Genomic DNA, 25,083 nt, shown 5'->3' on the forward strand with positions numbered 1-25,083 from the left:
GCACCCCCATGCGCGCCACCACCATCCACGCCCCGTACGACCTGCGCGTGGAGGACGTACCAGAACCGGTCGCCCAACTGCCCACCGACGCCGTCGTACGCGTCCTGCGCGCCTGCATCTGCGGCAGCGACCTGTGGGCGTACCGGGGCGAGTCGGCCCGGCAGCCGGGGCAGGGGGTCCCCCCAGGCCCTTAAGGCACTGGGGGAGGATCGGCCATGAGTTCCTCGGTCTCGTCGAGGAGACCGGCTCCGAAGTGACCGATTTCCGGCGGGGCGACCTGGTCGTCGCGCCGTTCATGTGGTCGGACGGCGTCTGCGAGTACTGCACGGAGGGCCTGACCACGTCCTGCGTGCACGGCGGCTTCTGGGGCTCGGTCGGCTACGACGGAGGCCAGGGCGAGGCGGTGCGCGTGCCGTTCGCGGACGGGACGCTGGTCCGGCTGCCCGCGGACGCCGCGTCCGACGACCATCTGCTGTCCGCCCTGCTCAAGCTCTCGGACGTGATGGGCACCGGCCATCACGCGGCCCTCGGCGCGGGCGTACGGCCCGGGACGTCGTGGTCGTCGGCGACGGGGCGGTCGGCCTGTGCGCGGTGCTCGCCGCCGTGCGGCTCGGCGCGGAACGCGTCATCGCCCTGGGCCGCCACCAGGTGCGTACGGACATCGCGCGCGGCTTCGGCGCGACCGACGTCGTCGCCGAGCGCGGCGACGCGGCGGTGGAGGCCGTCCGTGAACTCACCGGCGGCCAGGGCGCGCACTGTGTGGTCGAGGCGGTCGGCACCGAGCAGTCGATGCGCACCGCCGTGAACGTCACGCGCGACGGCGGGGCCATCGGCTTCGTGGGAGTGCCACACGGCAGGGGGTCCCCCAGGCTTTAGGCACTGGGGGAAGCACGGGCCTCGACCTGAGCGTCATGTTCGACCGGAACATCGCCCTGCGCGGCGGCGTCGCGCCCGTGCGGACGTACATCCCCGACCTGCTGCCCGACGTCCTGGACGGCTCCCTCGACCCGTCGCCGGTCTTCGACCTGACGGTGGACATGGAGGGCGTACCCGGCGGCTACAAGGCGATGGACGAGCGGACCGCGCTCAAGGTGATGGTGACCAACTGAGCCGGCCCCCGGTACCCCCCGGCCTGCTCACCAGCGAATCGGCAGCGGCAGCGCGGTGAGCAGCGCCGACACCACCACGACGAGGCCGAGCGCGATGACCTCCCCGCGCGCGGGTGCGTACGCGGAGACGGGATCGGAGGCCTTGCGCAGCCGGGCGCGCGCGAGCAGCGCCATGACGGCGACGGCCACCACCAGGAGCAGCTTGGCGAGCAGCGTGCGTCCGTAGGCCGTGTCCGTCAGCTGGTCGAGCACGGTGCCCGGCGGCATCCGGCGCAGCGTGCTGAACGCCCCCGTCACGGTGATCGCGGCGAGCAGGAAGGCCGCCACGCGCGCGTAGAGGCCAAGAAGCGCTCCGCCTTCCCGGGGAGCGGACGTCCGCCACAGCCGCATCGTGCGCAGCACGTGCAGCAGACCGCCCGCCCACAGCACACTGCAGGTCAGATGGACCAGCGTCAGTCCGGAACCGATCAGCGGGGTGTCCTCCGCCGGCGGGTGCGCGCGCAGCGCCTCCGCGACGATCACCGCGGCCAGCGGCAGGGCGGCGGTCGACGGGCGGCGCGACTTCGAACACAGCAGGGACACGATGAAGGCGTTGACCTCCAGGAGTGCCAGCCTGCCGTCCCGCGTCTGATAGAGACCGCCGATATCCACGTCGGAGAGCTGATGCGGCACCAGATTGCCGGTGGCCACCACGGAGGCGAGCCCCAGCGTCGCGACGATGCCCGCGCCCGCCGCGTACGCCGCCCAGCTTCGAGGCTCACGCTCCAGCGGCGCCCCCGGCACCCGGCGGGCGAGGCGGATCGCGTACACCTCGCCCAACTGCACGCAGAGCGCGGCGAACATGACCGTCCGCAGGAACGTGATCCCCACCGTGCCCGGCGCCTCGGCCTCCCCGGTGCCGTCCAGCGCGGCCGACGGGCCGAGCAGCGGGATCAGGGCGGCGACGGCCACCAGGACGAGCACGGCGACGGCACGCGCGGGCGAGGGGCGGCCGCGCGGCGCACGGTGGGACGCACGGGGCACGGAGGCGGCCGCTTCGGCTGCTGCCTCGCCCCCGGGTTCGGCGGACGGTTGTATCGGACTCACCACAAGATCTTCACCAGGTGCCCCCTTAACGGGCAAGTCCTGGCAAACAACTGGCGAAATCCCATTCCGCCCGACGGGGTCCGTTCACCGCCACTCGGGCGTATCGGTGCCCCAACGGCCGGGCGGCCGCGACCAGTTGTCCGGTCCGCCCGCGAGGGACACCGGAGGCAGCGCGTACCGCAGCCGCCCCAGGGGACTGTCCGTCTCGGCCAGCCAGGGGGCGGGATCGTCCGTGGCACCGGTGCCGCCCTCGCCTCCGGAGGCGCCCCCGGGAGCGCCTCCGGCAGTGCCCCCGAGGGACGCTCCCGTCAGCCAGTGCGCCGTCTGCGCGAGCGTCAGGCTCACACCCCATGTGCCCCCGTCCGCCATCGCCTCGGTGAGCGAACGCAGGACGGCGGCGGCCGTCAGATGGCCCGTGCCGTGGTCCAGGGCCTGCGCGGGCAGTGCGCCCGGCCGTTCGGGTGACCCCTCGGCGGACGCGATCCCCGACGCGACCTGCACCAGACTGTCGAAGCCGCGCCGCCTGGCCCACGGCCCGTGGTCCCCCCACGCCGAAAGCCGCGCCACCACGATCCCGGGCCTGCGCTCGGCCAGCGCCAGAGGGGCGAGCCCGAACCGGTCGAGGGCGCCGGGGCGGTACCCGGTGACGACCACGTCGGCCCCCGCGAGCAGCTCGTCGAACGTCCGCAGGTCCGCGCGCCGCGCCAGGTCCAGCGTCGCGGACCGCTTCCCGAACCCGGTGTCCGCGTGCTGGTCCGGGAGTTCGGGCAGCCGGGGCGAGTCGATCCGCAGCACGTCCGCGCCGAGCAGCGCAAGGGTGCGGGTCGCGACGGGGCCCGCGATGACCCGGGTGAGGTCGAGCACGCGGAGCCCGGAAGCCGGCAACAAGGGGTCGCCGGTGAGCGCCGGAAGGGACCGCGCGGGCCCCTCGCCGATCCGCTCGCGGCTCAGCAGCGGCCGCTCGGCCACCGCGGCGCCCTGCGGGTGCTTCGCCCACTCCTCGGGCGTACGCAGCGCCACGGCGAGCCCTCCGGCGGCGTACACGGCGTCCTCCACGTCCACGGCGGGCCGCTCGGCGAGCCGGGCGGCCACGGCATCCACGGAGTCGGCGGATTCGGCAGAGAGCCCCAGCGCGGCCAGCAGCGCCGCCCGGTGGTGCGGATAGTTGGCGTGCGTCCGCACCCAGCCGCCGTCCCCGGTGCGCCAGAAGCCGGACAGGGGAGCGAAGTTGACGGGCTCGCGGCCGTCCACGAGCAGCTGCCGCTCGCTGGTGAACGCGGCGGCCACCGCCCCGTCGTCGACCCGGACCCGGGGCACGGCCCGCCCGGTGCGCGCCGCCGCCAGTTCCGCCGCGGCGAGCGCGCAGCCGCCCACACAGGCGCGGGCCAGCTCACGGACGGGCAGCCGCGCGGGCAACACCCCCGCGCGTACGACGGGTTCGACACAGGAGAGGAGCGCGGGATCGCCGCCGAGCGCCGCCCAGGCCGCGCGCGTACCGGTCATCGGTGTGTGCGTCATGCATGCACTATGCCCGGCGGTGTCTACGGTGTGCCCGTGGCCGTCCCTGGACCAGACGCCGCCGACCACCACAGCCTGATCGACTTCTCCGGCTCCGACGGCCGCAGTTCCCACCCCCGCGCGGCGGCCGCTTTGACTACGTAGTCGCCGCCCACGAGTCCTTGTACTCATACATGGAAGGAGATCCTCTCGCGAAGGGCCGGGCGGTCAGCGACCGCCCGGCCCGACTCGCCTCGCGGGAGGGTTACTTCCGCACCGCGTCCAGGGCGTCGATCATGCCCACTCCGTAGAAGCCGTTCGCGTTCTTGCCGCCGGCGCAGACCGCGTCGACCTTGCCGTCACCGTCGATGTCGTACGGATCGGTGCACTTCATGGCGTCGGCCTCGCCGTAGAGCAGCGCCTTCACCTTCGCCGAAGAGGCGTGTGGATGGGCCGACTTGATGAGCGCGGCGACGCCCGCGGCGTGCGGTGACGCCATCGACGTACCCGCCTTGTAGCCGAACTTGCCGCCCGGCAGCGTCGACAGGATGCGGCCGTCGGTGGCCGGCGCGTCCGGCGTCTGGAACTTCGTCGAGTCGCCGCCGGGCGCGGCGATGTCGATGACGCCCTTGCCGTAGTTCGAGAACGAGGACTTGATGCCCTTCGCGCCCGTGGACGAGACGGTCACGACACCCGGAAGCTGCGACGGCAGGTCGAGGCAGTCCGCGGTCTTGATCGTCCGCTCCGTAGGAGTCGTGTCGTCCGGGCTCGAGTCGTCGACGATCTCGTCCTGCGCGAGGTCCGTCTTGGCGTTTCCGGCCGCCGCGACATTCACCGCGCCCTTGCGCTCCGCGTACCGGGTGGCCCGCCCGACGGCGTCGACCAGGGCCTTCTGGTCGTCGTCCGTCTTGCAGTTGAACAGCCACGGGTCGGTGTAGTAGCTGGAGTTGGTGACGTCGACTCCGTGATCGGCGGCCCACATGAAGCCGCAGACCACGGCCTCCGTGTAGTACATGCCGGTCGCCGGCTCGGCCACCTTCAGGCTCGCCACCTTCACGCCCGGAGCGACACCGGTGACGCCGGTGCCGTTCTTCGCGGCGGCGATGGTGCCCGCCACGTGCATGCCGTGGTCGCTCTCCTTGGCCACCGGACGCCAGGCGCTGTCCTTCTGCACGGGCACACCGCCCAGGCAGCTCGCGGAGGCCTTCGCGTCGAAGTTCGGCGCGATGTCCGGGTGTGTGTCGTCCACGCCGGAGTCCAGGACGCCGACGGTGACAGCGGAGCTGCCGAGCGACTCCTTGTGGGCCTTGTCCGCCTTGATGGCGGGCAGGTCCCACTGCAGCGGCTCCAGCTCGTCCTGGCCCGCGCCCGCCTGCCCGGCGGCCTTCTCGGCCTCGGCGGCGGTCAGCGGCCGGTCGGCCTCGAGCGCGTCGTCGGACTGCGCGGACAGCGGCGCGGTGCGGGTCGCCCCCGCGGACGCGACTCCGCGAACCTTGCGGATCTCCTTGGCGAAGCCCGCGTTCGACGAGTGGACGACGATCACGCCGATCTTGTCGTACGCGATGACGACGGTGCCGCCCGCCTTGGCGATGGCCTTCTTCACGTACGCCGATGTCTTGGCGGACGGTGAACTGCCGGGACCCGAGCGGACGTTGACGACGTAGCTCATCGACGTGCCGTCCGCGAGAGTCGCGCCGAGGGCGTCCACGACGGACGACACGGGGCCGCCCGGCCGAGACGCGGCGTCCGGCTGGGCCGCCGCCGTCCCCGGCAGGAAGGCGACGGCCGAGGCCACCGCCATGCCAAGCGGCAGAGCGAGCACGCGGCGGGAGCGCGGGAAGGATGCGGTCATGGTGCGCGAGCCCCTCACTTCTTCACGGCGTCGAACGCGTCGACGATCCCGCTGCCGTAGAAGCCGTTCTTGTTCGTGTCGCCCTCGCAGACCGCGTCGACCTTGCCGTCACCGTCCGGGTCGTACGGCTCCGTCGGGCAGCCCGGGTTGTCGGCCTGCTTCTTAAGAAGGCGCTGGAGTTCGGCGGGGCTCGCCTTGGGGTGCGTCGACTTCAGGAGCGCGGCGACGCCGGAGGCGTGCGGCGATGCCATCGAGGTGCCCTGCAGCCAGCCGTACTCGCCGCCCGGCATCGTGGAGAGGATGCGGCCGTTCTTCGACGGGGTGTCGCCCGGGATCTGGTACTTGTCGCCGCCGGGGGCCGCGATGTCGATGACGCCCTTGCCGTACGTGGAGTAGTACGACTTGAGGTTCTGCACGCCCGTCGCGCTGACCGTGACCACGCCCGGCAGCTGCGTCGGGACGTCGAAGCACTCGGAAGGGTCGATGGTGCGCGGCACCGGCGTCGAGTCGTCCGGGCTGGAGTCGTCCAGGATCTCGTCGGAGGCGAGGTCATGGTTGGAGTTGCCCGCGGACGCCAGGTTCAGGGTGCCCTTGCGCTGTGCGTACAGCTGGGCGCGGTTGACCGCGTCGACGATGGCCCGCTGGTCGGGGTCGTCCATGCAGTTGTAGAGCCACGGGTCCACGTAGTAGCTGTTGTTCGTGATCTCGATGCCCTTGTCGGCGGCGAACACGAAGGCGCAGACCACGCTCTCCGGGAAGAACAGCTCGCTGACCGGGTCGGCCACCTTGATGCCCGCGACCTTCACGCCGGGCGCGACACCCGCGACGCCCACGCCGTTGCGCGGGGCGGCGATCTCGCCGGCCACGTGCGTGCCGTGGTAGTGCTCCTTCTTCTCCGGACGCCAGGCGCCGGGGGAGGTGTCCGCCTTGCCGCCGACACAGCTCGCCGACTGCGAGGCCGAGAAGCTGGGCGCGAGGTCCGGGTGGGTGTCGTCGACTCCGGTGTCGATGACGCCGACGGTGACCTTGCCGCTGCCGGGGTTGATCTTCGCCGCCTTGTCGGCGCCTATCGCGCGCAGGTCCCACTGGTCGGCTTCCATCGGCTCGGCGTCCGGACCGGCCTGCTTCTGGAGCGACTTGGCCTCGGCCTTCGACACGAAGGTCGGGGCGCCCTCCTCCGTGGTGCCCGCCGCCGTCAGGGGCGAGGTGCGGGTCGCGCCCGCCGACTGGACCCCCTTCACCTTGCGCATCTGCTTGCCGAACTCGGGGTTGGCCGAGTGCGCGACGATGACGCCGATCTTCTCGTAGGCGACGACGACGGAGCCGTCCGCCTTGGAGATCGCCTTCTTGACGTATTCGATCGTCCCGTGGTCCGGGCGGGTGTTGACGACGTACGCGAGCTTCGGGGCCTCGGCGTTCGCCGAAGCGCCTGCGGTCGCGGGGGCGTCGGAGGGCACCGCGGTCGCGACGCCGGGGGCGAAGCCGACCGATGCCGCGAGTGCGATACCGAGCGGCACGGTGAGCGCGACGCGGCGTCTGGAGCGCAGATGAGCCATGGGATCTCCACATCATCCGGATACGTGAACTGCCCGAACACAAAAGGTGGTCAGGCAGGTACATGACGGGTATTGCAGGGTGAAGCTATCCCCAGAACTCCCAGGCCAGCAACGGGTTCTTGAAGAAATCGGGAAGTGTGGCCGGGTCGACGTCGCGGTGATGACGTTGAAAAGGAAACGGAAGCAACATCAACCCCCCTGTCGGATCACGTCCCGTGGCCTTAGCATCGCCATCCGTGGCTTACGTGATCCGCGTCACGCAGGAACAGATCGGATCAGAGAGCCCATGGATCAGCTGTCCGTCCCCGCCGCACCCGCACCACGAGGAGACTCCGTGGCCACCGATGCACCGCCGCCTTCGAAGGGCGGCGCAGTCCCCACTCCCCACGCCCCTTCCACGGAGGAGTTCATCCAGGAGCAGGAGAGCCAGGAGTTCGGTGAACTCCGCCGTGCGCACCGCTCGTTCGCGTTCCCGCTGACCATCGCGTTCATCGTCTGGTACCTGGCCTACGTGCTGCTGTCGAACTACGCGGGCGACTTCATGGGCACCAAGCTGTTCGGCAACATCAACGTCGCCCTGGTGCTCGGCCTCGCGCAGTTCCTGACCACGTTCCTCATCGCCTGGTGGTACTCCCACCACGCGGCCACCAAGCTCGACCCCAAGGCCGAGGCGATCAAGTCCCGTATGGAGGGCGGCGCATGAGCCCCGCGCTGAGCACCACAGTCCTGGCCGCGGGTGAGGCGAGCGAGCACCGGCCGCTGATCATCTCCCTGTTCGCCGTCTTTGTCGTCGCCACCCTGTTCATCACCGTCTGGGCAGGCCGCCAGACCAAGAGCGCCGCCGACTTCTACGCGGGCGGCCGCCAGTTCACCGGCTTCCAGAACGGCCTCGCGGTCTCCGGCGACTACATGTCGGCCGCGTCCTTCCTCGGCATCGCGGGTGCGATCGCCCTCTTCGGGTACGACGGCTTCCTCTACTCCATCGGCTTCCTGGTCGCCTGGCTGGTGGCACTCCTCCTGGTCGCCGAACCGCTGCGCAACTCGGGGCGCTACACGATGGGCGACGTGCTCGCCTACCGGATGCGCCAGCGCCCGGTGCGCACGGCCGCGGGCACCTCCACGATCATCGTGTCGATCTTCTACCTGCTTGCGCAGATGGCGGGCGCGGGCGTCCTCGTCTCGCTGCTGCTCGGCATCACGTCCGACGCGGGCAAGGTCGGGATCGTCGCCCTCGTCGGCGTACTGATGATCGTGTACGTCACCATCGGCGGCATGAAGGGCACCACCTGGGTGCAGATGGTCAAGGCCGTCCTGCTCATCGCGGGCACGCTGCTTCTGACCTTCCTGGTGCTCCTGAAGTTCAACTTCAACGTCTCCGACCTGCTCGGCAGCGCCGCATCCAACAGCGGCCAGGGCACCAAGTTCCTCGAACCGGGCCTGAAGTACGGCGCGACGTCCACATCGAAGCTGGACTTCATCTCGCTCGGCATCGCCCTCGTCCTGGGCACCGCGGGACTGCCGCACATCCTGATCCGCTTCTACACGGTGCCGACGTCCAAGGCCGCGCGTAAGTCCGTGAACTGGGCGATCGGCATCATCGGCTCCTTCTACCTGATGACGATCGCGCTCGGCTTCGGCGCCGCCGCGCTCATCAAGCCGGCCGAGATCATCGAGTCCAACCCGGCGGGCAACACGGCGGCACCGCTGCTCGCGCTCCATCTTGGTGGCGTCGATTCGTCCTGGGGCGCGATCCTGCTCGCCACGATCTCGGCGGTCGCCTTCGCCACCATCCTCGCGGTGGTCGCGGGCCTGACCCTGGCCTCGTCCTCGTCGTTCGCGCACGACATCTACGCCAACGTCATCAAGAAGGGCCAGGCCACCGAGAAGCAGGAGATGAAGGCGGCCCGCTGGGCGACGGTCTTCATCGGCATCGTCTCCATCGCGCTCGGCGCGCTCGCCCGCGACCTGAACGTGGCGGGACTCGTCGCCCTCGCCTTCGCGGTCGCCGCGTCCGCCAACCTGCCGACGATCCTCTACAGCCTCTTCTGGAAGAGGTTCACCACCCAGGGCGCGCTCTGGTCGATCTACGGCGGCCTCTTCACGGCGGTCTTCCTGGTCCTCTTCTCGCCAGTCGTCTCCGGCAACCCGAAGACCTCGATGTTCAAGGGCGTCGACTTCCACTGGTTCCCGCTGGAGAACCCGGGCCTCATCTCGATCCCGGTCGGCTTCCTGCTCGGCTGGCTCGGCACGATGCTGTCGAAGGAGGAGCCCGACAAGGGCAAGTACGCGGAGCTGGAGGTACGGTCCCTGACCGGCACCGGGGCCCACTGATTCCGGCTCATTCCGCCTGAACACGCACGTCAGCGGCCGCGTCGTAGATCGTTTGGTAGATCTCTACGACGCGGCCGCGCCGCTCCTCGTGGGATCGGGCCCGCTTCGATGTCGGTCCCGTCACGTAGGCTCGTCACTATCTGAACCGGACTGGCTGAACAGGATCAGGGAGGGGGCCCACGTGCTCATCGACACCTACGGCCGAGTGGCCACCGATCTGCGGGTCTCGCTGACCGACAAGTGCAATCTGCGATGCACGTACTGCATGCCGGAAGAGGGCCTGCAGTGGCTGTCCAAGTCCGAGCTGCTCAGCGACGACGAGATCGTCCGCCTCGTCCGGATCGCCGTGACGCAGCTGGGCATCACCGAGGTCCGCTTCACCGGCGGCGAGCCGCTGCTGCGCCCCGGCCTGGTCGGCATAGTCGAGCGCTGCGCCCAGCTGGAGCCGCGCCCCAAGATGTCCCTGACGACGAACGGCATCGGCCTCAAGCGCACCGCCGCCGCCCTCAAGGCCGCGGGCCTCGACCGGGTGAACGTCTCCCTTGACACCCTGCGCCCCGACGTCTTCAAGACCCTCACCCGCCGCGACCGGCACAAGGACGTCCTCGAAGGCCTCCAGGCCGCGCGCGACGCGGGCCTCACCCCGGTCAAGGTCAACACGGTCCTGATGCCGGGCCTGAACGACGACGAGGCCCCGGACCTGCTCGCCTGGGCCGTCGAGAACGAGTACGAGCTGCGCTTCATCGAGCAGATGCCGCTCGACGCCCAGCACGGCTGGAAGCGCGACGGCATGATCACCGCGGGTGACATCCTGCAGTCGCTGCGTACGCGCTTCGAGCTCGCCGAAGAGGGCTCCGGCGAGCGCGGCTCGGCGCCCGCCGAGCGCTGGGTCGTGGACGGCGGCCCGCATCGCGTCGGCGTCATCGCCTCCGTCACCCGCCCCTTCTGCTCGGCCTGCGACCGTACGAGGCTTACGGCCGACGGCCAGGTCCGCACCTGCCTGTTCGCCACCGAGGAGACGGACCTGCGGGCGGCCCTGCGCTCCGACGGCGAGGACGGCTCGGACGAGAGCATCGCCCGTATATGGAAGCTCGCCATGTGGGGCAAGAAGGCGGGTTCGGGCCTCGACGACCCGACGTTCCTGCAGCCCGACCGCCCGATGTCGGCGATCGGCGGCTGAGCCGCTAGGCGTCCCGCGCTTCCCACTCGGCCAGCGTGACGACGTCCTTCAACATGCCGCGCACGCCCAGGAATTGGGAGAGGTGCTCGCGGTGCTCGTCACACGCGAGCCAGGTCTTGCGACGCTCCGGCGTGTGGATCTTCGGGTTGTTCCAGGCGAGCACCCAGACCGCGTCGGCGCGGCAGCCCTTGGCGGAACAGATCGGTGTTTCGTCGCTCACAGATAACGTCCAAGTGCGTTCAAAACAAGGCGACGCCGAGCAGCCACGGGGGGAGCTGCCCGGCGTCGGTCTGTCGCTCCGACGGGGGATGCGGAGCGCGTACGAAGTATGTCACGGGGGACCCGGTGCCTGGCACCGGAACTACATGATTGATCTGAGCTTTTCTTGAGCTTGGCGCAACGTCGACGGTCAGTTCTGGTGGCCGGAAGGCGCGTCGGGCTCACCGGACTTGGGGCCCGCGCCGGCTTCCGGGAAGGGTTCCGCGGACTCGGTCCTTGCGGCCGGCGGAGCGATCATCGGCCGTGACGGCGCCGGTACGAAGGTCGACGGCAGCGAGGGCGCGCTCTCCCGGCCGGCGTTGGCGATCACGACGGAGATGTACGGGAGGAGTATCCCGAGCACCAGAGCAACGAAAGCGACATGCCGCTCGACGTTCCACAGCACGGCGGCGGCAATGACCGAAAGAGTACGGACCGACATCGAGATCATGTAGCGCCGTTGCCTGCCGCGCACGTCCTCCTCGAGGCCCTGCCGGGCTCCGGTGATCCGGAAGACCTGGGCACTGCTCTGCTTCCGCATCACATTCCACCGCCTGCTCACAAGACGCCGGACTCTCCCCGGCCCGGACCCGCTCCACGTTACGCCGGGGCTGCGCAGCCTACGAGACCGGGGCCCGTCCCATCTCGGCGTACTTTCTCCGTCATGCCACGTATGGGGGTGCCCGACATGCGCCGTATGGCGGACAGGCCGACACTGACCGTAACGCTCATGTCGAGCCGTATGAGGAGGCAGCTATGGGCTGGTTGTGGGCCATCATCGTGGGGTTCGTACTGGGGCTGATCGCCAAGGCGATCCTGCCCGGTAAACAGCACAGCCCGCTCTGGCTGACCACGATCTTCGGCATCATCGGCGCGATCATCGGCAACTCGCTCGCCGCGGGCTTCGGTATCGACGAGACCAGAGGCATCGACTGGGGTCGGCACGCCCTGCAGCTGGGGGCCGCGCTGGTCGTCGTGGGCCTCGGTGACATGGCGTACAAGATGGTCAAGGGCAACAAACAGTCGGCGTAGGCACCCTGCCGCGCCGTCGGTTCCCTCCCCCCTCGCCGCATGCCGAAGGGGCCGGTCCACGCGGACCGGCCCCTTCGGCATGCGTACGTTCAGCGGGTCAGCCGGCCGTGACCTCGACCGCCGCCAGGTTCTTCTTGCCCCGGCGAAGCACCAGCCAGCGACCGTGAAGCAGCTCGTCGCGGGAGGGCACGGCGTCCTCGGCGGCGACCTTCACGTTGTTCACGTAGGCACCGCCCTCCTTGACCGTGCGCCGGGCCGCGGACTTGCTGGCCACCAGGCCGACCTCCGCGAAGAGGTCCACCACCGGGCCGAGCTCGGCGACCTCGACGCGCGGCAGCTCCGAGAGCGCAGCGCCCAGCGTCGCCTCGTCCAGCTCGCCCAGGTCGCCCTGGCCGAAGAGCGCCTTGGACGCGGCGATGACCGCGGCGCACTGGTCGGCGCCGTGCACCAGCGCCGTCAGCTCCTCGGCGAGCGCGCGCTGTGCGGCGCGCGCCTGCGGACGCTCCTCGGTCTGCTTCTCGATCTCCTCGAGCTCCTCGCGGGGCTTGAAGGACAGGATCCGCATGTACGTCGAGATGTCCCGGTCGTCCACGTTCAGCCAGAACTGGTAGAACGCGTACGGCGTCGTCATCTCCGGGTCGAGCCAGACGGCGCCGCCCTCGGTCTTGCCGAACTTGGTGCCGTCCGCCTTGACCATCAGCGGCGTGCCCATGGCGTGCACCGTGGCGTCCGGCTCCAGGCGGTGGATCAGGTCGATGCCCGCCGTGAGGTTGCCCCACTGGTCGCTGCCGCCGGTCTGCAGCGTGCAGCCGTACCGCCGGTAGAGCTCCAGGAAGTCCATGCCCTGCAGGAGCTGGTAGCTGAACTCCGTGTAGGAGATGCCCTCCTGGGACTCCAGGCGACGGGCGACCGATTCCTTGGTGAGCATCTTGTTCACCCGGAAGTGCTTGCCGATGTCGCGCAGGAACTCGATGGCGGAGAGGCCCGCCGTCCAGTCCAGGTTGTTGACCATCGTCGCGGCGTTCTCGCCCTCGAAGGACAGGAACGGCTCGATCTGGGTGCGCAGCCTGCCCACCCAGTTCGCGACCGTCTCGGGGTCGTTCAGGGTGCGCTCGGCGGTCGGCCGGGGGTCACCGATCTGCCCCGTCGCGCCGCCGACCAGGGCGAGCGGACGGTGCCCCGCCTGCTGGAGCCGGCGCAGGGTGAGGACCTGCACGAGGTGGCCCACGTGCAGGCTCGCCGCGGTCGGGTCGAAGCCGCAATAGAACGTGACGGGACCGTCCGCGAGCGACTTGCGCAGTGCATCTTCGTCAGTGGACAGGGAGAAAAGCCCCCGCCACTTCAGCTCGTCGACGATGTCCGTCACGGTCCTGTGTCTCCTTGAAAGGTTCGAATGGGTACGCGTCACTCTTACGCGTCAGTCTATGGGCGTCACACGCCCTGGCTGACCGAGCTCATGTTGAAGTCGGGGATGCGCAGGGCGGGCATCGCAGCCCTAGTGAACCAGTCGCCCCACTCCCTGGGCAGCGTCTTTTCCGTGCGCCCGGCCTCGGCGGCCCGCGACAACAGGTCCACAGGAGACTCGTTGAACCGGAAGTTGTTCACCTCGCCCACGACCTCGCCGTTCTCGACGAGATAGACGCCGTCCCGGGTGAGCCCGGTGAGGAGCAGCGTCGCCGGGTCGACCTCGCGGATGTACCAGAGGCAGGTGAGCAGCAGGCCCCGCTCGGTGCTCGCGACCATCTCCTGGAGCGAGCGGTCGGAGCCGCCGTCGAGGACGAGGTTGTCGATGGCCGGGGCGACCGGAAGCCCGGTCAGGGCCGCACTGTGCCGGGTGCTCGTCAGATGCGTCAGCTCGCCCGCGCGCACCCAGTCGGTGGCGGCCAGCGGAAGCCCGTTGTCGAAGACCGACGAGTCGCCGCCGGACGCGTGCGCGAGCACGAACGGGGCGGACTCCAGGCCCGGCTCGTTCGGGTCGCTGCGCAGGGTCAGCGGCAGCTCGGCAAGACGGTCGCCGACGCGGGTGCCGCCGCCCGGCTTGGAGAACACCGTGCGGCCCTCGGCCGCGTCCCGGGCCGATGCCGACCACAGCTGGTAGATCAGCAGGTCGGCGACGGCGGTCGGCGGAAGCAGCGTCTCGTACCGGCCCGCCGGCAGATCGATGTGCCGCTGGGCCCACCCCAGGCGCTGCGCCAGCTCCGCGTCGAGCGCTGCAGGATCGACGTCCTTGAAGTCCCGGGTGGCCCGCCCGGCCCACGCCGACTTCGTCCGGTCCGGGCTCTTGGCGTTGAGTTCCAGCGTCCCGTTGGGCTGGTCGTGCCGCAGCCGCAGCCCCGTCGACGTACCGAGATAGCTCGATACGAGCTCGTGGTTCGCGAAGCCGTACAGCTCGCGCCCGCCCGCGCGGGCCCGTGCGAAGGCCTCGCCGAGCGCGGGGGCGAAGTCGGCGAAGACCGCGGACGAGGTCTCGGCGGGGGCATCCCTGAAGTCCGCGGACTCCTCGCCACCGGTCACCAGCGGCTGCGCGTCCTCGGCGGGCCCGGCCCCGCGTGCGGCATGCTCGGCGGCGCGCACCAGCGGCTCCAGATCGTCCGCGGTGACGGCCGAGCGTGAGACGACTCCGGACGCGGTGCCTTCCTTGCCGTCGACGGTCGCGATGACGGTGAGGGTGCGGCCGCGGGTGACGCCGTTGGTGGTCAGGGCGTTGCCCGCCCAGCGCAGATTCGCCGTCGACTCCTCGTCGGCGATCACGACGCAGCCGTCGGCGGTGGACAGTTCGAGGGCGCGCTCGACGATCTCGTGCGGCTTGGTGCTGCGACTCGACGAGCTCATCGCCCCGCCTCCTGGGTGGTGTTGAGGATGTTCACGCCCCGGAACAGGGCGGACGGGCAGCCGTGCGAGACCGCGGCGACCTGTCCCGGCTGGGCCTTGCCGCAGTTGAACGCGCCCCCGAGTACATAGGTCTGCGGACCGCCGACCGCGGCCATCGAACCCCAGAAGTCGGTGGTCGTCGCCTGGTACGCGACATCGCGCAACTGGCCGGTGATACGGCCGTTCTCGATGCGATAGAAGCGTTGCCCGGTGAACTGGAAGTTATACCTTTGCATGTCAATTGACCATGAACGGTCACCAACGACGTAAATACCCCGGTCGACCCCCGCGATCAGGTCCTCGGTCGAGAGCCCGCCCGGATCCGGCTGCAGCGACACGTTCGCCATCCGCTGCACCGGCACATGCCCGGGGGAGTCCGCGTAGGCGCAGCCGTTGGAGCGCTCGAAGCCGGTGAGCTTCGCGATGCGGCGGTCCAGCTGGTAGCCGACCAGCGTGCCGTCCTTCACCAGGTCCCAGGACTGCGCGGCCACGCCCTCGTCGTCGTACCCGATGGTGGCCAGGCCGTGCTCGGCGGTCCTGTCGCCCGTCACGTTCATCAGCGACGAGCCGTAGGCGAGCTTGCCGAGCTGGTCGAAGGTGGCGAAGGAGGTGCCCGCGTACGCCGCCTCGTAGCCGAGCGCGCGGTCCAGCTCGGTGGCGTGGCCGATGGACTCGTGGATCGTCAGCCAGAGGTTCGACGGGTCGACGATCAGGTCGTACGAGCCCGCCTGCACGCTCGGCGCCCGCATCTTCTCGGCGAGGTGCTCCGGGATGCGCGCGAGCTCCGCGTCCCAGTCCCAGCCGGTCCCGGTCAGGTACTCCCAGCCGCGGCCGGCCGGCGGCGCGATCGTCCGCATCGAGTCGAACTCGCCGCTCGTCTCGTCCACGGCGACCGCGGTCAACTGCGGGTGCAGGCGCACCCGCTGCTGCGTGGTCACCGTCCCCGCCGTGTCCGCGTAGAACTTGTTCTCATGCACAGTGAGCAGCGACGCGTCGACGTGCGAGACCCCGTCGGCGGCGAGCAGCCGCGAGCTCCACTCGGCGAGCAGCCCGCTCTTCTCCTCGTCCGGCACGGAGAAGGGGTCGATCTCGTACGAGGAGATCCACGTCTTGTCCGCGTGCACCGGCTCACCCGCGAGCTCCACCCGCTCGTCGGAGCCCGCCGCCTTGATCACCTGGGCCGACAGCTTCGCCATCGCCACGGCCTGGGAGGCGACCTTCGCCGCCGCGTCCATCGTCAGATCGACGCCCGAGGCGAACCCCCAGGTCCCGCCGTGCACCACACGGACCGCGTAACCGAGGTCCGTGGTGTCCGAGGAGCCGGACGGCTTGGCGTCCCGCAGCCGCCAGGACGCGCTGCGCACCCGCTCCAGGCGGAAGTCCGCGTGGTCGGCGCCCAGGGCACGCGCGCGGGCCAGCGCGGCGTCCGCGAGGGCCCGCAGCGGCAGCGCCGTGAAGGCTGCATCGATGGAATGAGGCACGGAATGTCTCCCTGCTGTCGGCACCGGTCAGGTCCGATCATGTCGCGCGTGTGGGCCCGTGGGCCACAGTTTTCTGTAGGGATCCGACAGCGAGTCCCCTACGCCACTGTCGGTCGCCGATTCTCCGTATGGAGCACCGTACCGATAGGTTTTCGAGGTACCAGACAGCTATCGAAAGGGTGATCCGTTGAGCCGCTCGGTTCTCGTCACCGGAGGAAACCGGGGCATCGGCCTCGCCATCGCCCGCGCCTTCGCCGACGCCGGTGACAAGGTCGCGATCACCTGCCGCTCGGGTGAGCCGCCCCAGGCACTCGCGGAGCTCGGTGTTCTCGCCGTCAAGTGCGACATCACCGACGCGGAGCAGGTGGAGCAGGCCTACAAGGAGATCGAGGAGAAGCACGGTCCGGTGGAGGTCCTGGTCGCCAACGCCGGGATCACCAAGGACACGCTCCTCATGCGCATGTCCGAGGAGGACTTCACGTCCGTACTCGACACCAACCTCACCGGCACCTTCCGTGTCGTGAAGCGCGCCAACCGCGGCATGCTGCGCGCCAAGAAGGGCCGTGTCGTCCTGATCTCCTCGGTCGTCGGCCTGATGGGCGGCCCCGGGCAGGCGAACTACGCCGCCTCGAAGGCCGGTCTGGTCGGCTTCGCGCGCTCGCTCGCCCGCGAGCTCGGGTCGCGCAATCTCACTTTCAACGTCGTGGCGCCCGGGTTTGTCGACACCGACATGACCAAGGCGCTGACGGACGAGCAGCGCGCGAGCATCATGGCGCAGGTGCCGCTCGGCCGTTACGCGCAGCCCGAGGAAATCGCCTCCGCGGTGAAGTTCCTCGCCTCGGACGACGCCTCGTACATCACTGGAGCCGTCATCCCCGTTGACGGCGGATTGGGCATGGGTCACTGATCACCATGAGCGGAATTCTCGACGGCAAGAAGATCCTGATCACGGGCGTTCTGATGGAGTCCTCCATCGCGTTCCACGCGGCCAAGGTCGCGCAGGAGCAGGGCGCCGAGGTCATCCTCACCGCTTTCCCGCGCCCCACGCTCACCGAGCGCATCGCCAAGAAGCTGCCCAAGCCGGCCAAGGTCATCGAGCTCGACGTGACCAACCAGGAGCACCTGGACCGCCTGGAGGGCGTCGTCCGCGAGGAGCTCGGCAGCCTGGACGGAGTCGTCCACTCCATCGGCTTCGCGCCGCAGGACGCGCTCGGCGGCAACTTCCTGAACACGCCCTTCGAGTCCGTCTCGACGGCCATGCACGTCTCGGCGTTCTCCCTGAAGTCGCTCGCCATGGCGTGCCGCCCGCTGATGAACGACGGCGCCTCGATCGTCGGCCTCACCTTCGACGCGCAGTTCGCCTGGCCGCAGTACGACTGGATGGGCCCGGCCAAGGCCGCCCTCGAGGCCACCTCGCGCTACCTCGGGCGTGACCTCGGCAAGGACAACATCCGCTGCAACCTCATCTCGGCGGGCCCGATCGGCTCGATGGCCGCGAAGTCCATTCCGGGCTTCGGCGAGCTGGCCGAGGTGTGGAACACCCGCTCCCCGCTGGCGTGGGACATGGCCGACCCGGAGCCCGCGGGCCGCGGCATCGTCGCGCTGCTCTCGGACTTCTTCCCGAAGACCACGGGCGAGATCATCCACGTCGACGGCGGCGTGCACATGATGGGTGCCTGACCTTCTGATCAGGTCTTTCGTACGTTTTCGACGCCCCGTTTCCCGCTTTGTGCGGGGAGCGGGGCGTCGCCCGTTCGGCCCACCGGCCGGGCGGCGGCCGGGCACAGCGGCGCACCCTGAAGTGTGCGCCCGTCACCTCCTGCGGTGCTCGCCGCTCTCACCCTGCTGATCGCCCTGCCGTACGGCGCCGCGTCGCATGCCGTCGGAGAGGCGAAGCGCCCCCACGCGCGCGTGCAGGCGGTCGAGCCCCGGCCGTTCGGCGCGGAGTGCCGCACCAGCGTCGAGGGTTCGGACGCCGTCGCGTACTGCCACAACCCGTACCCCGAGACCGACCGGATCCGGCTGCACGTGGAGTGCGACCGGTGGTGGGACATCGACAGCGACGGCGTCCTGGTCGAGGCGGGGCCCGCCATGACCGTGCGGCTCACCGGCCGGTGCTGGAAGGAGATCCGGTCGGTCTGGGTCAGCCACCAGAGGTGAGGGCCAGGGGCAGGCTCAGGCGGGGTCGCGGGGGGTGTTCAACCGCTCCGGGCGGCACATGAACGGGTAGCCGGCGGCCTCCTTCGCCGCGGCCTCCTCGTCGTGCTCGCGGATCGCCTCGACGAGCCGGGCGTGGTCCATGTGGCTCTCGGGGGTCAGCTCCTTGCCGACGTCCTCGCGCAGCCAGTCCCGCAGGACCTCGCCCAGGTCCGCGTACATCGCCATCATCACGTCGTTGTGGGACGCGGCCACGACGGCCAGGTGGAAGGTCGCGTCGGCCGTCACGAACGCCTCCGCGTCGCCGGACGCCCAGGCCTGCTCACGGCGCTCAAGGAGGGCGTCGAGCTGCTTGAGGTCGCGCTCCGTGCGCCGCTGCGCGGCCAGCCTCGCCGCGCTCGACTCCAGGGTGCTGCGCAGCTCCGCGATGTGCCGGGGCTCCGCGTCGGCGAACCTGCGCTGCATGACGCCGGCGAGCTCGCTCGTCGCGACCACGTAGGTGCCCGAGCCCTGCCGGATGTCGAGGAGGCCGTTGTGCGCGAGGGCGCGGACGGCCTCCCGGACGGTGTTGCGGGCCACGCCCAGCTGCTCGACCAGTTCGGGCTCGGTGGGGATGCGGGAGCCCACCGGCCACTCTCCGGAGGAGATCTGATTGCGCAGCTCGGCGATGACCTGCTCGGAGAGCGCTGAGCGGCGAGGGGTGGTCAGCGGCATGACGTTCCTTCGTACGCGGGATGACGGGTGGGCCGGGGGCTGACATTACGGGTGCTGTGACGGAATCGGATTGGACAGCCAATCATCCCATGATTCTATGATGGCCTCATGGCTAGTGAGGAATCCACGACGATGACACCTGCGCCGACCCGGCCGCAGGCACCGGTACGCACCGACGCGGCAGACGGGACGGCAGAGAAAAAGCCCCCCACGCGCGCGTGGGCGACGCGTCTCGTCGTCGTCGGCATCGTCCTCGCGGCGCTCAACCTCCGCCCGGCCATCACCAGCCTCGGCTCCCTCCTGGAAGAGGTGCGCGACGGGCTCGGCATGAGCGGCACCCTCGCTGGCCTGCTCACCTCCGTCCCGCCGCTCTGCTTCGCGATCTTCGGCGTGATGGCCCCGCGCCTGGCCCGCCGCTTCGGCCCCGGCGCGGTGGTGTGCGCGGGCATGGTCGCGATCGCGTCCGGCCTCGCGATCCGCCCCTTCCTGGGCGGCACGGCCGGCTTCCTCGCCGCGACCGCGCTCGCCCTCATGGGCATCGCGGTCAGCAACGTCCTGATGCCGGTGATCGTCAAGCGCTGGTTCCCCGAGAAGGTCGGCTCGATGACCGGCCTGTACTCGATGGCGCTCGCACTCGGTACGTCGATGGCGGCCGCCGTCACGGTGCCCATGACCGATGCGCTGGGCGGCAGTTGGCGGACCGGGCTCGCCGTGTGGGCGGTGCTCGCGGTCGTCGCCGTCGTGCCGTGGGTGGCGCTCGTGCGCGACCGGGGCGCGGGCGCTTCCGCCTCGGCCTCCGCTTCGGCCGCTGCCTCCGCCGAGCACGTCTCGGCCGCCGTGCAGCGCGAGGACGCCGGTCTGCGCATCACCCGGAGCCGTACGGCTTGGGCGCTCGCCTGCTTCTTCGGACTCCAGGCCACCGCCGCGTACATCACGATGGGCTGGATGCCGCAGATCTTCCGTGACGCGGGCGTTCCGGCCGGGGAGGCGGGCGTGCTGCTCGCCGTCACCATGGCGATGGGCGTGCCGCTGGCCTTCGTCATCCCCCGGGTCGCGACGCGGCTGCCCAACCAGGGCCCCGTGGTGATGGTGCTCGGCGCGTGCGGTCTCGCCGGGTACGCGGGTCTCTACCTCGCCCCGGCGGGCGGCGCATGGGTCTGGGCGCTGCTGCTCGGCGTGTCCAACTGCGCCTTCCCGCTGGCCCTGACCATGGTCGGGATGCGGGCCAAGAGCAGCGTGGGCGTCGCCAAGCTCTCCGCGTTCGCCCAGAGCACGGGCTATCTGATCTCCATCCCGGGTCCGCTCCTGGTGGGCGTCCTCTACCAGCACAGCGGCGGCTGGGAGCTGCCGATCGTGCTCATGGCCGCCCTGATGGTGCCCCAGATCGTGGTGGGCATCCTGGCGGGCCGCAACCGCACGGTCGAGGACGAGGCAGCCGCGGCGGCCTGATCCGGAGAGGGGCGGTGCGACCCCGCCGACGTCCGGCCGGACAAAGGGTGCGAGACTCGTCGTATGCCAGTGCTTGACCCGAACCCCCAGAACGGCCAGAAGAAACTGCTCATCGTGCTCGGCGCGATGCTGGCCATCACCGTGATCATCGGGATCGTCGCCTCCGTCGCCTCGCCGTGAACTGCCCCCGGCGGGGCGGATGGTGGGGCTAGCCCCACCATCCCCTAGGGGGTCAGTGTCAGGGTCAAGTGGGTGGATCACCGGATGTGCTGAGGGTCGCCGAGTCCGTAGTTTCGAGATGTGGCCGCGAAGACGCGGCACGGAGCACTCGAAGACCACGGAGGCGGCATGTCGGCCCGCTCGCACACCCGGCGCGAACTGGGAGCCCCCAAGGACTCAGCGAGCGTGGAGATCCAGCTTCCCTGGTGGGCCATCGCCCTCCCGGCCATCGCCTTCGCGGCACTGCTCCTGCTGATACTGAACCCGGCCGACGCGCACGCGGCGAGCGGCGACCCGGTGGTCACCCATCTGCTCGAGCGCGTCCAGGAGACGTTCTTCGGCGCGACGTCGTGACCCGCCCCCGGCAGGCGCCGTCACCCGTGCCGGGGGACCGCGTCAACTCCCTGCGCCCGGCCGCGCGTTTCATGCGAAGCTGGGATGCATGAGCGTCGCAGAACCCCGCAGGATTGTCCTTTTCCGGCATGCGAAGGCCGATTGGCCGCAGGTGTCCGACCACGACCGGCCGCTCGCGGAGCGAGGCCGCAAGGATGCCCCCGTCGCCGGGCGCAAGCTCGCCGACAGCGGCATCCCGTTCGATCTGGCCCTCTGCTCGACCGCGGCCAGGACCCGCGAGACATGGAAGCTCGCCGTCCACGAGCTGCCCCATAGGCCCAAGACGGTCTACGAAGACCGGCTGTACGAGGCCTCTCCGGGCGAGCTGATCGCCGTGCTGAACGAAACCCCGGACGACGTGCAGAATGTCGTCCTGATCGGCCACAACCCCGGCGTCCAGGGCCTCGCCGACATCCTCGCCGGGGATGCCGAGGGCGACGCGCGTACGCGGATGGACCGCCGCGGCTTCCCGACGTCGGCCTACGCCGTCCTGACGTACACCGGCTCGTGGAAGGCTCTGGAGCCGGGGGTCGGCACGCTCGTCGACTACTGGGCGCCTTCCGAGTGACCCTCACTCTCCGTACGAAGAAGGGCCCGGTACCGCAGCGGTACGGGGCCCTTCGTCGTACGTGAGGTGCGGGCGCCGTCAGTCGGCGTGCGTGTCCGCCGCCTCCACCTCTTCGCGGGTGACGCCGAGGAGATAGAGCACCGTGTCGAGGAAGGGGACGTTCACCGCGGTGTGCGCGGCCTCGCGGACGACGGGCTTGGCGTTGAAGGCGACGCCGAGACCGGCCGCGTTCAGCATGTCGAGGTCGTTGGCGCCGTCGCCGATCGCGACGGTCTGCTCCAGCGGGACCCCGGCTTCCATGGCGAAGCGGCGAAGGAGCCGGGCCTTGCCCGCGCGGTCCACGATCTCCCCGGTCACCTTGCCGGTGAGCTTGCCGTCGACGATCTCCAGCGTGTTGGCCTGCGCGAAGTCGAGGCCGAGACGTTCCTTCAGATCATCCGTGACTTGGGTGAACCCGCCCGATACGACGCCCACTTGGTAGCCGAGGCGCTTCAGCGTACGGATGAGGGTGCGGGCGCCGGGGGTGAGGCGGACCTCGGAGCGGACCTTGTCGACGACCGAGGCGTCGAGCCCGGCGAGCAGCTCCACGCGGGCGTGCAGCGACTGCTCGAAGTCCAGCTCCCCGGCCATCGCGGCGGCAGTCACCTCGGCGACCTTGTCCTCGCAGCCCGCGTGCGCCGCGAAGAGCTCGATCACCTCGTCCTGGATGAGGGTCGAGTCGACGTCCATCACGACCAGCCGCTGGGCGCGGCGGTGCAGGCCCGCGGCCACGACGGCGACGTCCACGCCCAGCTTCGCCGCCGCCAGGGCGAGGGCGGTGCGCAGCGGTTCGGTCTCCGTGCCGGACACGGCGAACTCCACTGCGGTGACCGGGTACTTGGCGAGCCGGAAGATGCGGTCGATGTTGCCGCCGGTCGCGGTGATGCTGGCGGCGATCTCGGCGGTCGACTCCGCCGTGAGGGGGTGCCCGAGCACCGTCACGTGGGAACGGCCGAGGCCGCGCGGGCGGTTGTCGCCGATGCCCGAGATGATCTCGGCCTGCATCTTCAGGGAGTCGGCCCAGCTGTGCACGGTGGACCGCAGGTCGCCTTCCAGGCCGGGCGGCGGCGCGGTCACGAGCGCGCACAGCACTATGCGGCCGCGGGTGACGACCTGCTCGATGTCGACGACGTCGACGGAGTAGGCGGCGAGGGTGTCGAAGAGGCCGGCGGTGATGCCTGGGCGGTCCTTGCCGAAGATCTTGACGAGGAGCGTCGGGGTGTCGGCGGGAGAGGTCTCTTGGGGCTGCGAAGCGCTCATGGTGTTCCCACCGTATCCGCAGGCCGCGGCCGGCTGCGGGGGTGGTCCGCGTGCCGGACGTTCCGGCTGCGGGTGGGCGGGGTGACCTGTCCCGCCGCTTCGCGACGGATCTTTCCCGCCCACCCACCCGATTACCCCGCGGCGCGGGGTGGGCGGGCCATCGCCCCAGGTGGGCGGGTGTTCCGCCCGTCCGCGTCGTGCGTGGGCATCCCGCCCGTCCCCGTTGTGGGCAGGCGTTCCGCACGGCGGAACGGGTGGGCACAACGCACCGCCGCCGGGTGCCGTCTACCCCCTTCGTGGACCCGGCGGCGGAGGAGGAGGCGGTGGAGGCGGCGGCCAGTCTCCGTCGCCCGAGGAGCGGGACCGCTTCGGCTTCGGAGGCGGAGGCGGGGTGATCGGCCCCACCACCGTCGGCGCGCTGTAGACATCCTTCGGCGGCCGCAGGTACGGATTGGTGTCCGGATTCGGGGGCCGGTGCGGCGCGCCAGGGCTGTACGGCCCCGAAGCCCCAGCCCCAGCCAACGCTTCGGACGTCGCCCCGGCAGCAACCCCTTCGGCCAGAGGAGACACCCGCCCACCCGCAGCCCCCGAGGCCACGGCAAGTAGCGCCCCCACCGCCCCCGCCCCTGCACCCCACGCCACCCCGAGCAGCAACGCCGCCCCCAGCTGCCCATGCAGCTCGATCCCCGCCCCGAACGCGTCGAAGCCGAGCACGGAGAGCGAGGCATCGGCGGACACCCCGGTCAGCCACACCATCAGCGGGAGCGCCACCGCCGTCACGACCCCCAGCCGCACCGCACATCCCGCGGCGAACCGCAGAGCGCCCACCTCGCCACGTACGAAGGGCGAACGCACGGCGGCAAGCACCCCCGCGAACAGCATCATCAGCGCCGCCGCAACCCCGAGCAGCCACACCCGCCCGTCAAGCTCGGCAAGCCGCCCCAGCGTCACCGCCTCGTTCCCCGAGGCCCCCGACCCCGCGAGGAGATCGTCCAGCGGGTCGGGCAGCAGCTTCGCCAGCTCACCCGTGGCCTCGCCGTCCCACGGCACGAAGAGCCCGATGGGCACCCCGAGCCACACCCCGTTCGGCGCCCCGAGCAGCGCGGCCCCCGCGATCCGCTTCGGATGGGCGTCGCCGACCATCGCGTACAGGGCCGCCGCAAGCCCGGCGAGCACCGCCACGAGCACCACCGTGACAAGCGCGGACACGGCAGGCCGCACCACCCGGTGCACGACGTCCCACCCGCGCGGCAGCGGCGTGCGCCGCGAGGCGAGCAGCGCGATCAGGAGCACACCGATCACCCACACCGCTCCCCCGAGCAGCGTCGGTCCGGTGTCCACGGTGAAGCCGACGGCCGCCTTCGCCTGGGCGAGATCGCCGAGCCGGTCGGGCAGCAGACCGCCGATGTCGCCGAGACCGTCGGGCAGTTTGTCGGTGATGTCGTCGGGGAGTTGATCGATCCCTTTATCGATTCCCTTGTCGATGCCCAGCTGCTCGCCGTCGATCGTGATGATGTCGTGACCGGCCCAGGCGAGCCCGGCGAGCATCGCGAGGAACAGGGCGACCACCGAGCCCACGCGCGCGGCCAGTTCGGCGGGCGTGATGGTGACTCCCGCCGTGCGTAAGGAACGTAGGAAGAAGTACGCCAGGAGAAGCGCGCCCGCGAGCCCGACGCCCAGTGGTGTGATGTCGATCGCGGTGGTCGCCTCCGCGCCTTCGAGGCCGAACGCCGACACATCGCCGGACGGCGTGACCGAACCACCCGCGCCAAGGGCCACCACCGCCGCCGTCATCGGCCCGAGCGACGCGACGGCGTCCGCGCCGAGCAGATGGAGCCCCAAGGCCGCCGTGCCGGCCATGCCGATCAGGGCCCAGCTGACCGCGGCGATCGCGGAGAGCAGCACGTCGCCCCACCGCACACCCCGCCCGTCGACTCCTTTGGCGCCGGTCTCCATCAGGCCCCCCTGACTTGCGCAGCCTCACACGGCCTCACACGGCATTGCCCCCTTCGTGCGAGATGTGCGCAATGC

At 70.6% G+C, this 25,083-nt stretch carries 23 protein-coding genes and 1 pseudogene; 12 read left to right on the forward strand and 12 right to left on the reverse strand.

Annotation, left to right across the window (positions count from 1 at the left end; all coding sequences use genetic code 11):
• Positions 1-8 precede the first annotated feature (8 nt).
• Positions 9-1,109: pseudogene (locus tag OG453_RS16240) on the forward strand (alcohol dehydrogenase catalytic domain-containing protein).
• A 27-nt stretch (positions 1,110-1,136) separates the two neighbouring features.
• Here the strand turns inward: OG453_RS16240 and OG453_RS16245 are convergent.
• From OG453_RS16245 to OG453_RS16260, 4 genes are all read right to left on the reverse strand, one after another.
• Positions 1,137-2,132: a CopD family protein gene (locus OG453_RS16245; protein WP_266869890.1), complete on the reverse strand. Its 996-nt coding sequence runs from the start codon at positions 2,130-2,132 to the stop codon at positions 1,137-1,139.
• 147 nt (positions 2,133-2,279) lie between these two features.
• Positions 2,280-3,713, reverse strand: a complete 1,434-nt coding sequence (locus tag OG453_RS16250) for a CoA transferase (protein ID WP_266868518.1) — start codon at positions 3,711-3,713, stop codon at positions 2,280-2,282.
• 244 nt (positions 3,714-3,957) lie between these two features.
• Complete coding sequence (locus OG453_RS16255; RefSeq protein WP_266868519.1) at positions 3,958-5,544, reverse strand: S8 family serine peptidase; 1,587 nt, start codon at positions 5,542-5,544, stop codon at positions 3,958-3,960.
• A gap of 14 nt (positions 5,545-5,558) precedes the next feature.
• Positions 5,559-7,100 (reverse strand): S8 family serine peptidase, encoded by a 1,542-nt coding sequence (locus OG453_RS16260; protein ID WP_266868521.1) that lies wholly within the window; start codon positions 7,098-7,100, stop codon positions 5,559-5,561.
• Positions 7,101-7,434: 334 nt separating this feature from the next.
• On the opposite strand from OG453_RS16260, the gene OG453_RS16265 reads away from it, so the two are divergent.
• The 3 genes from OG453_RS16265 (at position 7,435) to moaA (ending at position 10,611) form a co-directional block, all read left to right on the forward strand.
• Positions 7,435-7,803 carry a DUF485 domain-containing protein gene (locus OG453_RS16265; RefSeq protein ID WP_266868523.1) on the forward strand — a complete coding sequence of 123 codons (369 nt, stop codon included), beginning with the start codon at positions 7,435-7,437 and terminating at the stop codon, positions 7,801-7,803.
• Positions 7,800-9,431, forward strand: coding sequence for a cation acetate symporter (locus OG453_RS16270; RefSeq protein ID WP_266868525.1), 1,632 nt, complete (start codon positions 7,800-7,802; stop codon positions 9,429-9,431). Before OG453_RS16265 ends, OG453_RS16270 begins: the two co-directional genes overlap by 4 nt.
• 181 nt (positions 9,432-9,612) lie before the next feature.
• Entirely contained in the window at positions 9,613-10,611 is a 999-nt protein-coding gene (gene moaA, locus OG453_RS16275) for a GTP 3',8-cyclase MoaA (RefSeq protein ID WP_266868526.1), read from the forward strand.
• 4 nt (positions 10,612-10,615) lie between these two features.
• Here moaA and OG453_RS16280 read toward each other — a convergent pair whose 3' ends face one another.
• On the reverse strand, positions 10,616-10,831 hold the full coding sequence (locus OG453_RS16280; protein ID WP_266868528.1) for a hypothetical protein: 216 nt from the start codon (positions 10,829-10,831) through the stop codon (positions 10,616-10,618).
• Positions 10,832-11,020: 189 nt separating this feature from the next.
• Positions 11,021-11,410, reverse strand: a complete 390-nt coding sequence (locus OG453_RS16285) for a DUF3099 domain-containing protein (RefSeq protein WP_266868530.1) — start codon at positions 11,408-11,410, stop codon at positions 11,021-11,023.
• Between the two features lie 215 nt (positions 11,411-11,625).
• Here OG453_RS16285 and OG453_RS16290 point away from each other — a divergent pair, with 215 nt between their 5' ends.
• Positions 11,626-11,901, forward strand: coding sequence for a GlsB/YeaQ/YmgE family stress response membrane protein (locus OG453_RS16290; protein WP_266868532.1), 276 nt, complete (start codon positions 11,626-11,628; stop codon positions 11,899-11,901).
• 97 nt (positions 11,902-11,998) lie between these two features.
• Here OG453_RS16290 and tyrS read toward each other — a convergent pair whose 3' ends face one another.
• The 3 genes from tyrS to OG453_RS16305 all read right to left on the reverse strand — a co-directional run bounded on the left by tyrS (position 11,999) and on the right by OG453_RS16305 (position 16,253).
• Positions 11,999-13,267 (reverse strand): tyrosine--tRNA ligase, encoded by a 1,269-nt coding sequence (gene tyrS / locus OG453_RS16295; protein WP_266868534.1) that lies wholly within the window; start codon positions 13,265-13,267, stop codon positions 11,999-12,001.
• 65 nt (positions 13,268-13,332) lie between these two features.
• The gene (locus OG453_RS16300) at positions 13,333-14,733 is read right to left on the reverse strand and encodes a TldD/PmbA family protein (RefSeq protein ID WP_266868535.1); all 1,401 of its coding nucleotides are present in this window, start codon (positions 14,731-14,733) and stop codon (positions 13,333-13,335) included.
• Positions 14,730-16,253 (reverse strand): TldD/PmbA family protein, encoded by a 1,524-nt coding sequence (locus OG453_RS16305; protein ID WP_266868537.1) that lies wholly within the window; start codon positions 16,251-16,253, stop codon positions 14,730-14,732. Before OG453_RS16305 ends, OG453_RS16300 begins: the two co-directional genes overlap by 4 nt.
• 187 nt (positions 16,254-16,440) lie before the next feature.
• Between OG453_RS16305 and fabG the strand changes: the two genes are divergently transcribed.
• The 3 genes from fabG (at position 16,441) to OG453_RS16320 (ending at position 18,413) form a co-directional block, all read left to right on the forward strand.
• Positions 16,441-17,160: a 3-oxoacyl-[acyl-carrier-protein] reductase gene (gene fabG / locus OG453_RS16310; RefSeq protein WP_266868539.1), complete on the forward strand. Its 720-nt coding sequence runs from the start codon at positions 16,441-16,443 to the stop codon at positions 17,158-17,160.
• Positions 17,161-17,165: 5 nt separating this feature from the next.
• On the forward strand, positions 17,166-17,933 hold the full coding sequence (gene fabI / locus OG453_RS16315) for an enoyl-ACP reductase FabI (protein WP_266868541.1): 768 nt from the start codon (positions 17,166-17,168) through the stop codon (positions 17,931-17,933).
• A 144-nt stretch (positions 17,934-18,077) separates the two neighbouring features.
• Positions 18,078-18,413 (forward strand): hypothetical protein, encoded by a 336-nt coding sequence (locus OG453_RS16320; protein WP_266868543.1) that lies wholly within the window; start codon positions 18,078-18,080, stop codon positions 18,411-18,413.
• A gap of 15 nt (positions 18,414-18,428) precedes the next feature.
• Here OG453_RS16320 and OG453_RS16325 read toward each other — a convergent pair whose 3' ends face one another.
• Positions 18,429-19,124, reverse strand: coding sequence for a FadR/GntR family transcriptional regulator (locus OG453_RS16325; RefSeq protein WP_266868545.1), 696 nt, complete (start codon positions 19,122-19,124; stop codon positions 18,429-18,431).
• Between the two features lie 108 nt (positions 19,125-19,232).
• Here OG453_RS16325 and OG453_RS16330 point away from each other — a divergent pair, with 108 nt between their 5' ends.
• The 4 genes from OG453_RS16330 to OG453_RS16345 all read left to right on the forward strand — a co-directional run bounded on the left by OG453_RS16330 (position 19,233) and on the right by OG453_RS16345 (position 21,753).
• On the forward strand, positions 19,233-20,573 hold the full coding sequence (locus OG453_RS16330; RefSeq protein ID WP_266868547.1) for an MFS transporter: 1,341 nt from the start codon (positions 19,233-19,235) through the stop codon (positions 20,571-20,573).
• A gap of 63 nt (positions 20,574-20,636) precedes the next feature.
• The gene (locus OG453_RS16335) at positions 20,637-20,753 is read left to right on the forward strand and encodes an SGM_5486 family transporter-associated protein (RefSeq protein ID WP_107102012.1); all 117 of its coding nucleotides are present in this window, start codon (positions 20,637-20,639) and stop codon (positions 20,751-20,753) included.
• A gap of 168 nt (positions 20,754-20,921) precedes the next feature.
• Complete coding sequence (locus OG453_RS16340) at positions 20,922-21,146, forward strand: hypothetical protein (protein WP_266869891.1); 225 nt, start codon at positions 20,922-20,924, stop codon at positions 21,144-21,146.
• Between the two features lie 88 nt (positions 21,147-21,234).
• The gene (locus OG453_RS16345; RefSeq protein ID WP_266868550.1) at positions 21,235-21,753 is read left to right on the forward strand and encodes a histidine phosphatase family protein; all 519 of its coding nucleotides are present in this window, start codon (positions 21,235-21,237) and stop codon (positions 21,751-21,753) included.
• A gap of 78 nt (positions 21,754-21,831) precedes the next feature.
• Here OG453_RS16345 and serB read toward each other — a convergent pair whose 3' ends face one another.
• Both serB and OG453_RS16355 read right to left on the reverse strand, forming a co-directional pair.
• Positions 21,832-23,052, reverse strand: a complete 1,221-nt coding sequence (gene serB, locus OG453_RS16350) for a phosphoserine phosphatase SerB (RefSeq protein ID WP_266868552.1) — start codon at positions 23,050-23,052, stop codon at positions 21,832-21,834.
• A gap of 285 nt (positions 23,053-23,337) precedes the next feature.
• Positions 23,338-25,008 (reverse strand): streptophobe family protein, encoded by a 1,671-nt coding sequence (locus tag OG453_RS16355; protein ID WP_266868554.1) that lies wholly within the window; start codon positions 25,006-25,008, stop codon positions 23,338-23,340.
• Between the last annotated feature and the right edge of the window lie 75 nt (positions 25,009-25,083).

It is taken from the genome of Streptomyces sp. NBC_01381, from assembly GCF_026340305.1.
Taxonomy (GTDB): domain Bacteria; phylum Actinomycetota; class Actinomycetes; order Streptomycetales; family Streptomycetaceae; genus Streptomyces.

Coding starts and splice junctions, on each gene's coding strand:
- OG453_RS16250 (WP_266868518.1), bottom strand. CDS start 3,713: ATGACGCACACACCGATGACCGGTACGCGCGCGGCCTGGGCGGCGCTC.
- OG453_RS16255 (WP_266868519.1), bottom strand. CDS start 5,544: ATGACCGCATCCTTCCCGCGCTCCCGCCGCGTGCTCGCTCTGCCGCTT.
- OG453_RS16260 (WP_266868521.1), bottom strand. CDS start 7,100: ATGGCTCATCTGCGCTCCAGACGCCGCGTCGCGCTCACCGTGCCGCTC.
- OG453_RS16270 (WP_266868525.1), top strand. CDS start 7,800: ATGAGCCCCGCGCTGAGCACCACAGTCCTGGCCGCGGGTGAGGCGAGC.
- OG453_RS16285 (WP_266868530.1), bottom strand. CDS start 11,410: ATGCGGAAGCAGAGCAGTGCCCAGGTCTTCCGGATCACCGGAGCCCGG.
- OG453_RS16290 (WP_266868532.1), top strand. CDS start 11,626: ATGGGCTGGTTGTGGGCCATCATCGTGGGGTTCGTACTGGGGCTGATC.
- OG453_RS16300 (WP_266868535.1), bottom strand. CDS start 14,733: ATGAGCTCGTCGAGTCGCAGCACCAAGCCGCACGAGATCGTCGAGCGC.
- fabI (WP_266868541.1), top strand. CDS start 17,166: ATGAGCGGAATTCTCGACGGCAAGAAGATCCTGATCACGGGCGTTCTG.
- OG453_RS16325 (WP_266868545.1), bottom strand. CDS start 19,124: ATGCCGCTGACCACCCCTCGCCGCTCAGCGCTCTCCGAGCAGGTCATC.
- OG453_RS16330 (WP_266868547.1), top strand. CDS start 19,233: ATGGCTAGTGAGGAATCCACGACGATGACACCTGCGCCGACCCGGCCG.
- OG453_RS16335 (WP_107102012.1), top strand. CDS start 20,637: ATGCCAGTGCTTGACCCGAACCCCCAGAACGGCCAGAAGAAACTGCTC.
- OG453_RS16340 (WP_266869891.1), top strand. CDS start 20,922: ATGTCGGCCCGCTCGCACACCCGGCGCGAACTGGGAGCCCCCAAGGAC.
- OG453_RS16345 (WP_266868550.1), top strand. CDS start 21,235: ATGAGCGTCGCAGAACCCCGCAGGATTGTCCTTTTCCGGCATGCGAAG.
- serB (WP_266868552.1), bottom strand. CDS start 23,052: ATGAGCGCTTCGCAGCCCCAAGAGACCTCTCCCGCCGACACCCCGACG.
- OG453_RS16355 (WP_266868554.1), bottom strand. CDS start 25,008: ATGGAGACCGGCGCCAAAGGAGTCGACGGGCGGGGTGTGCGGTGGGGC.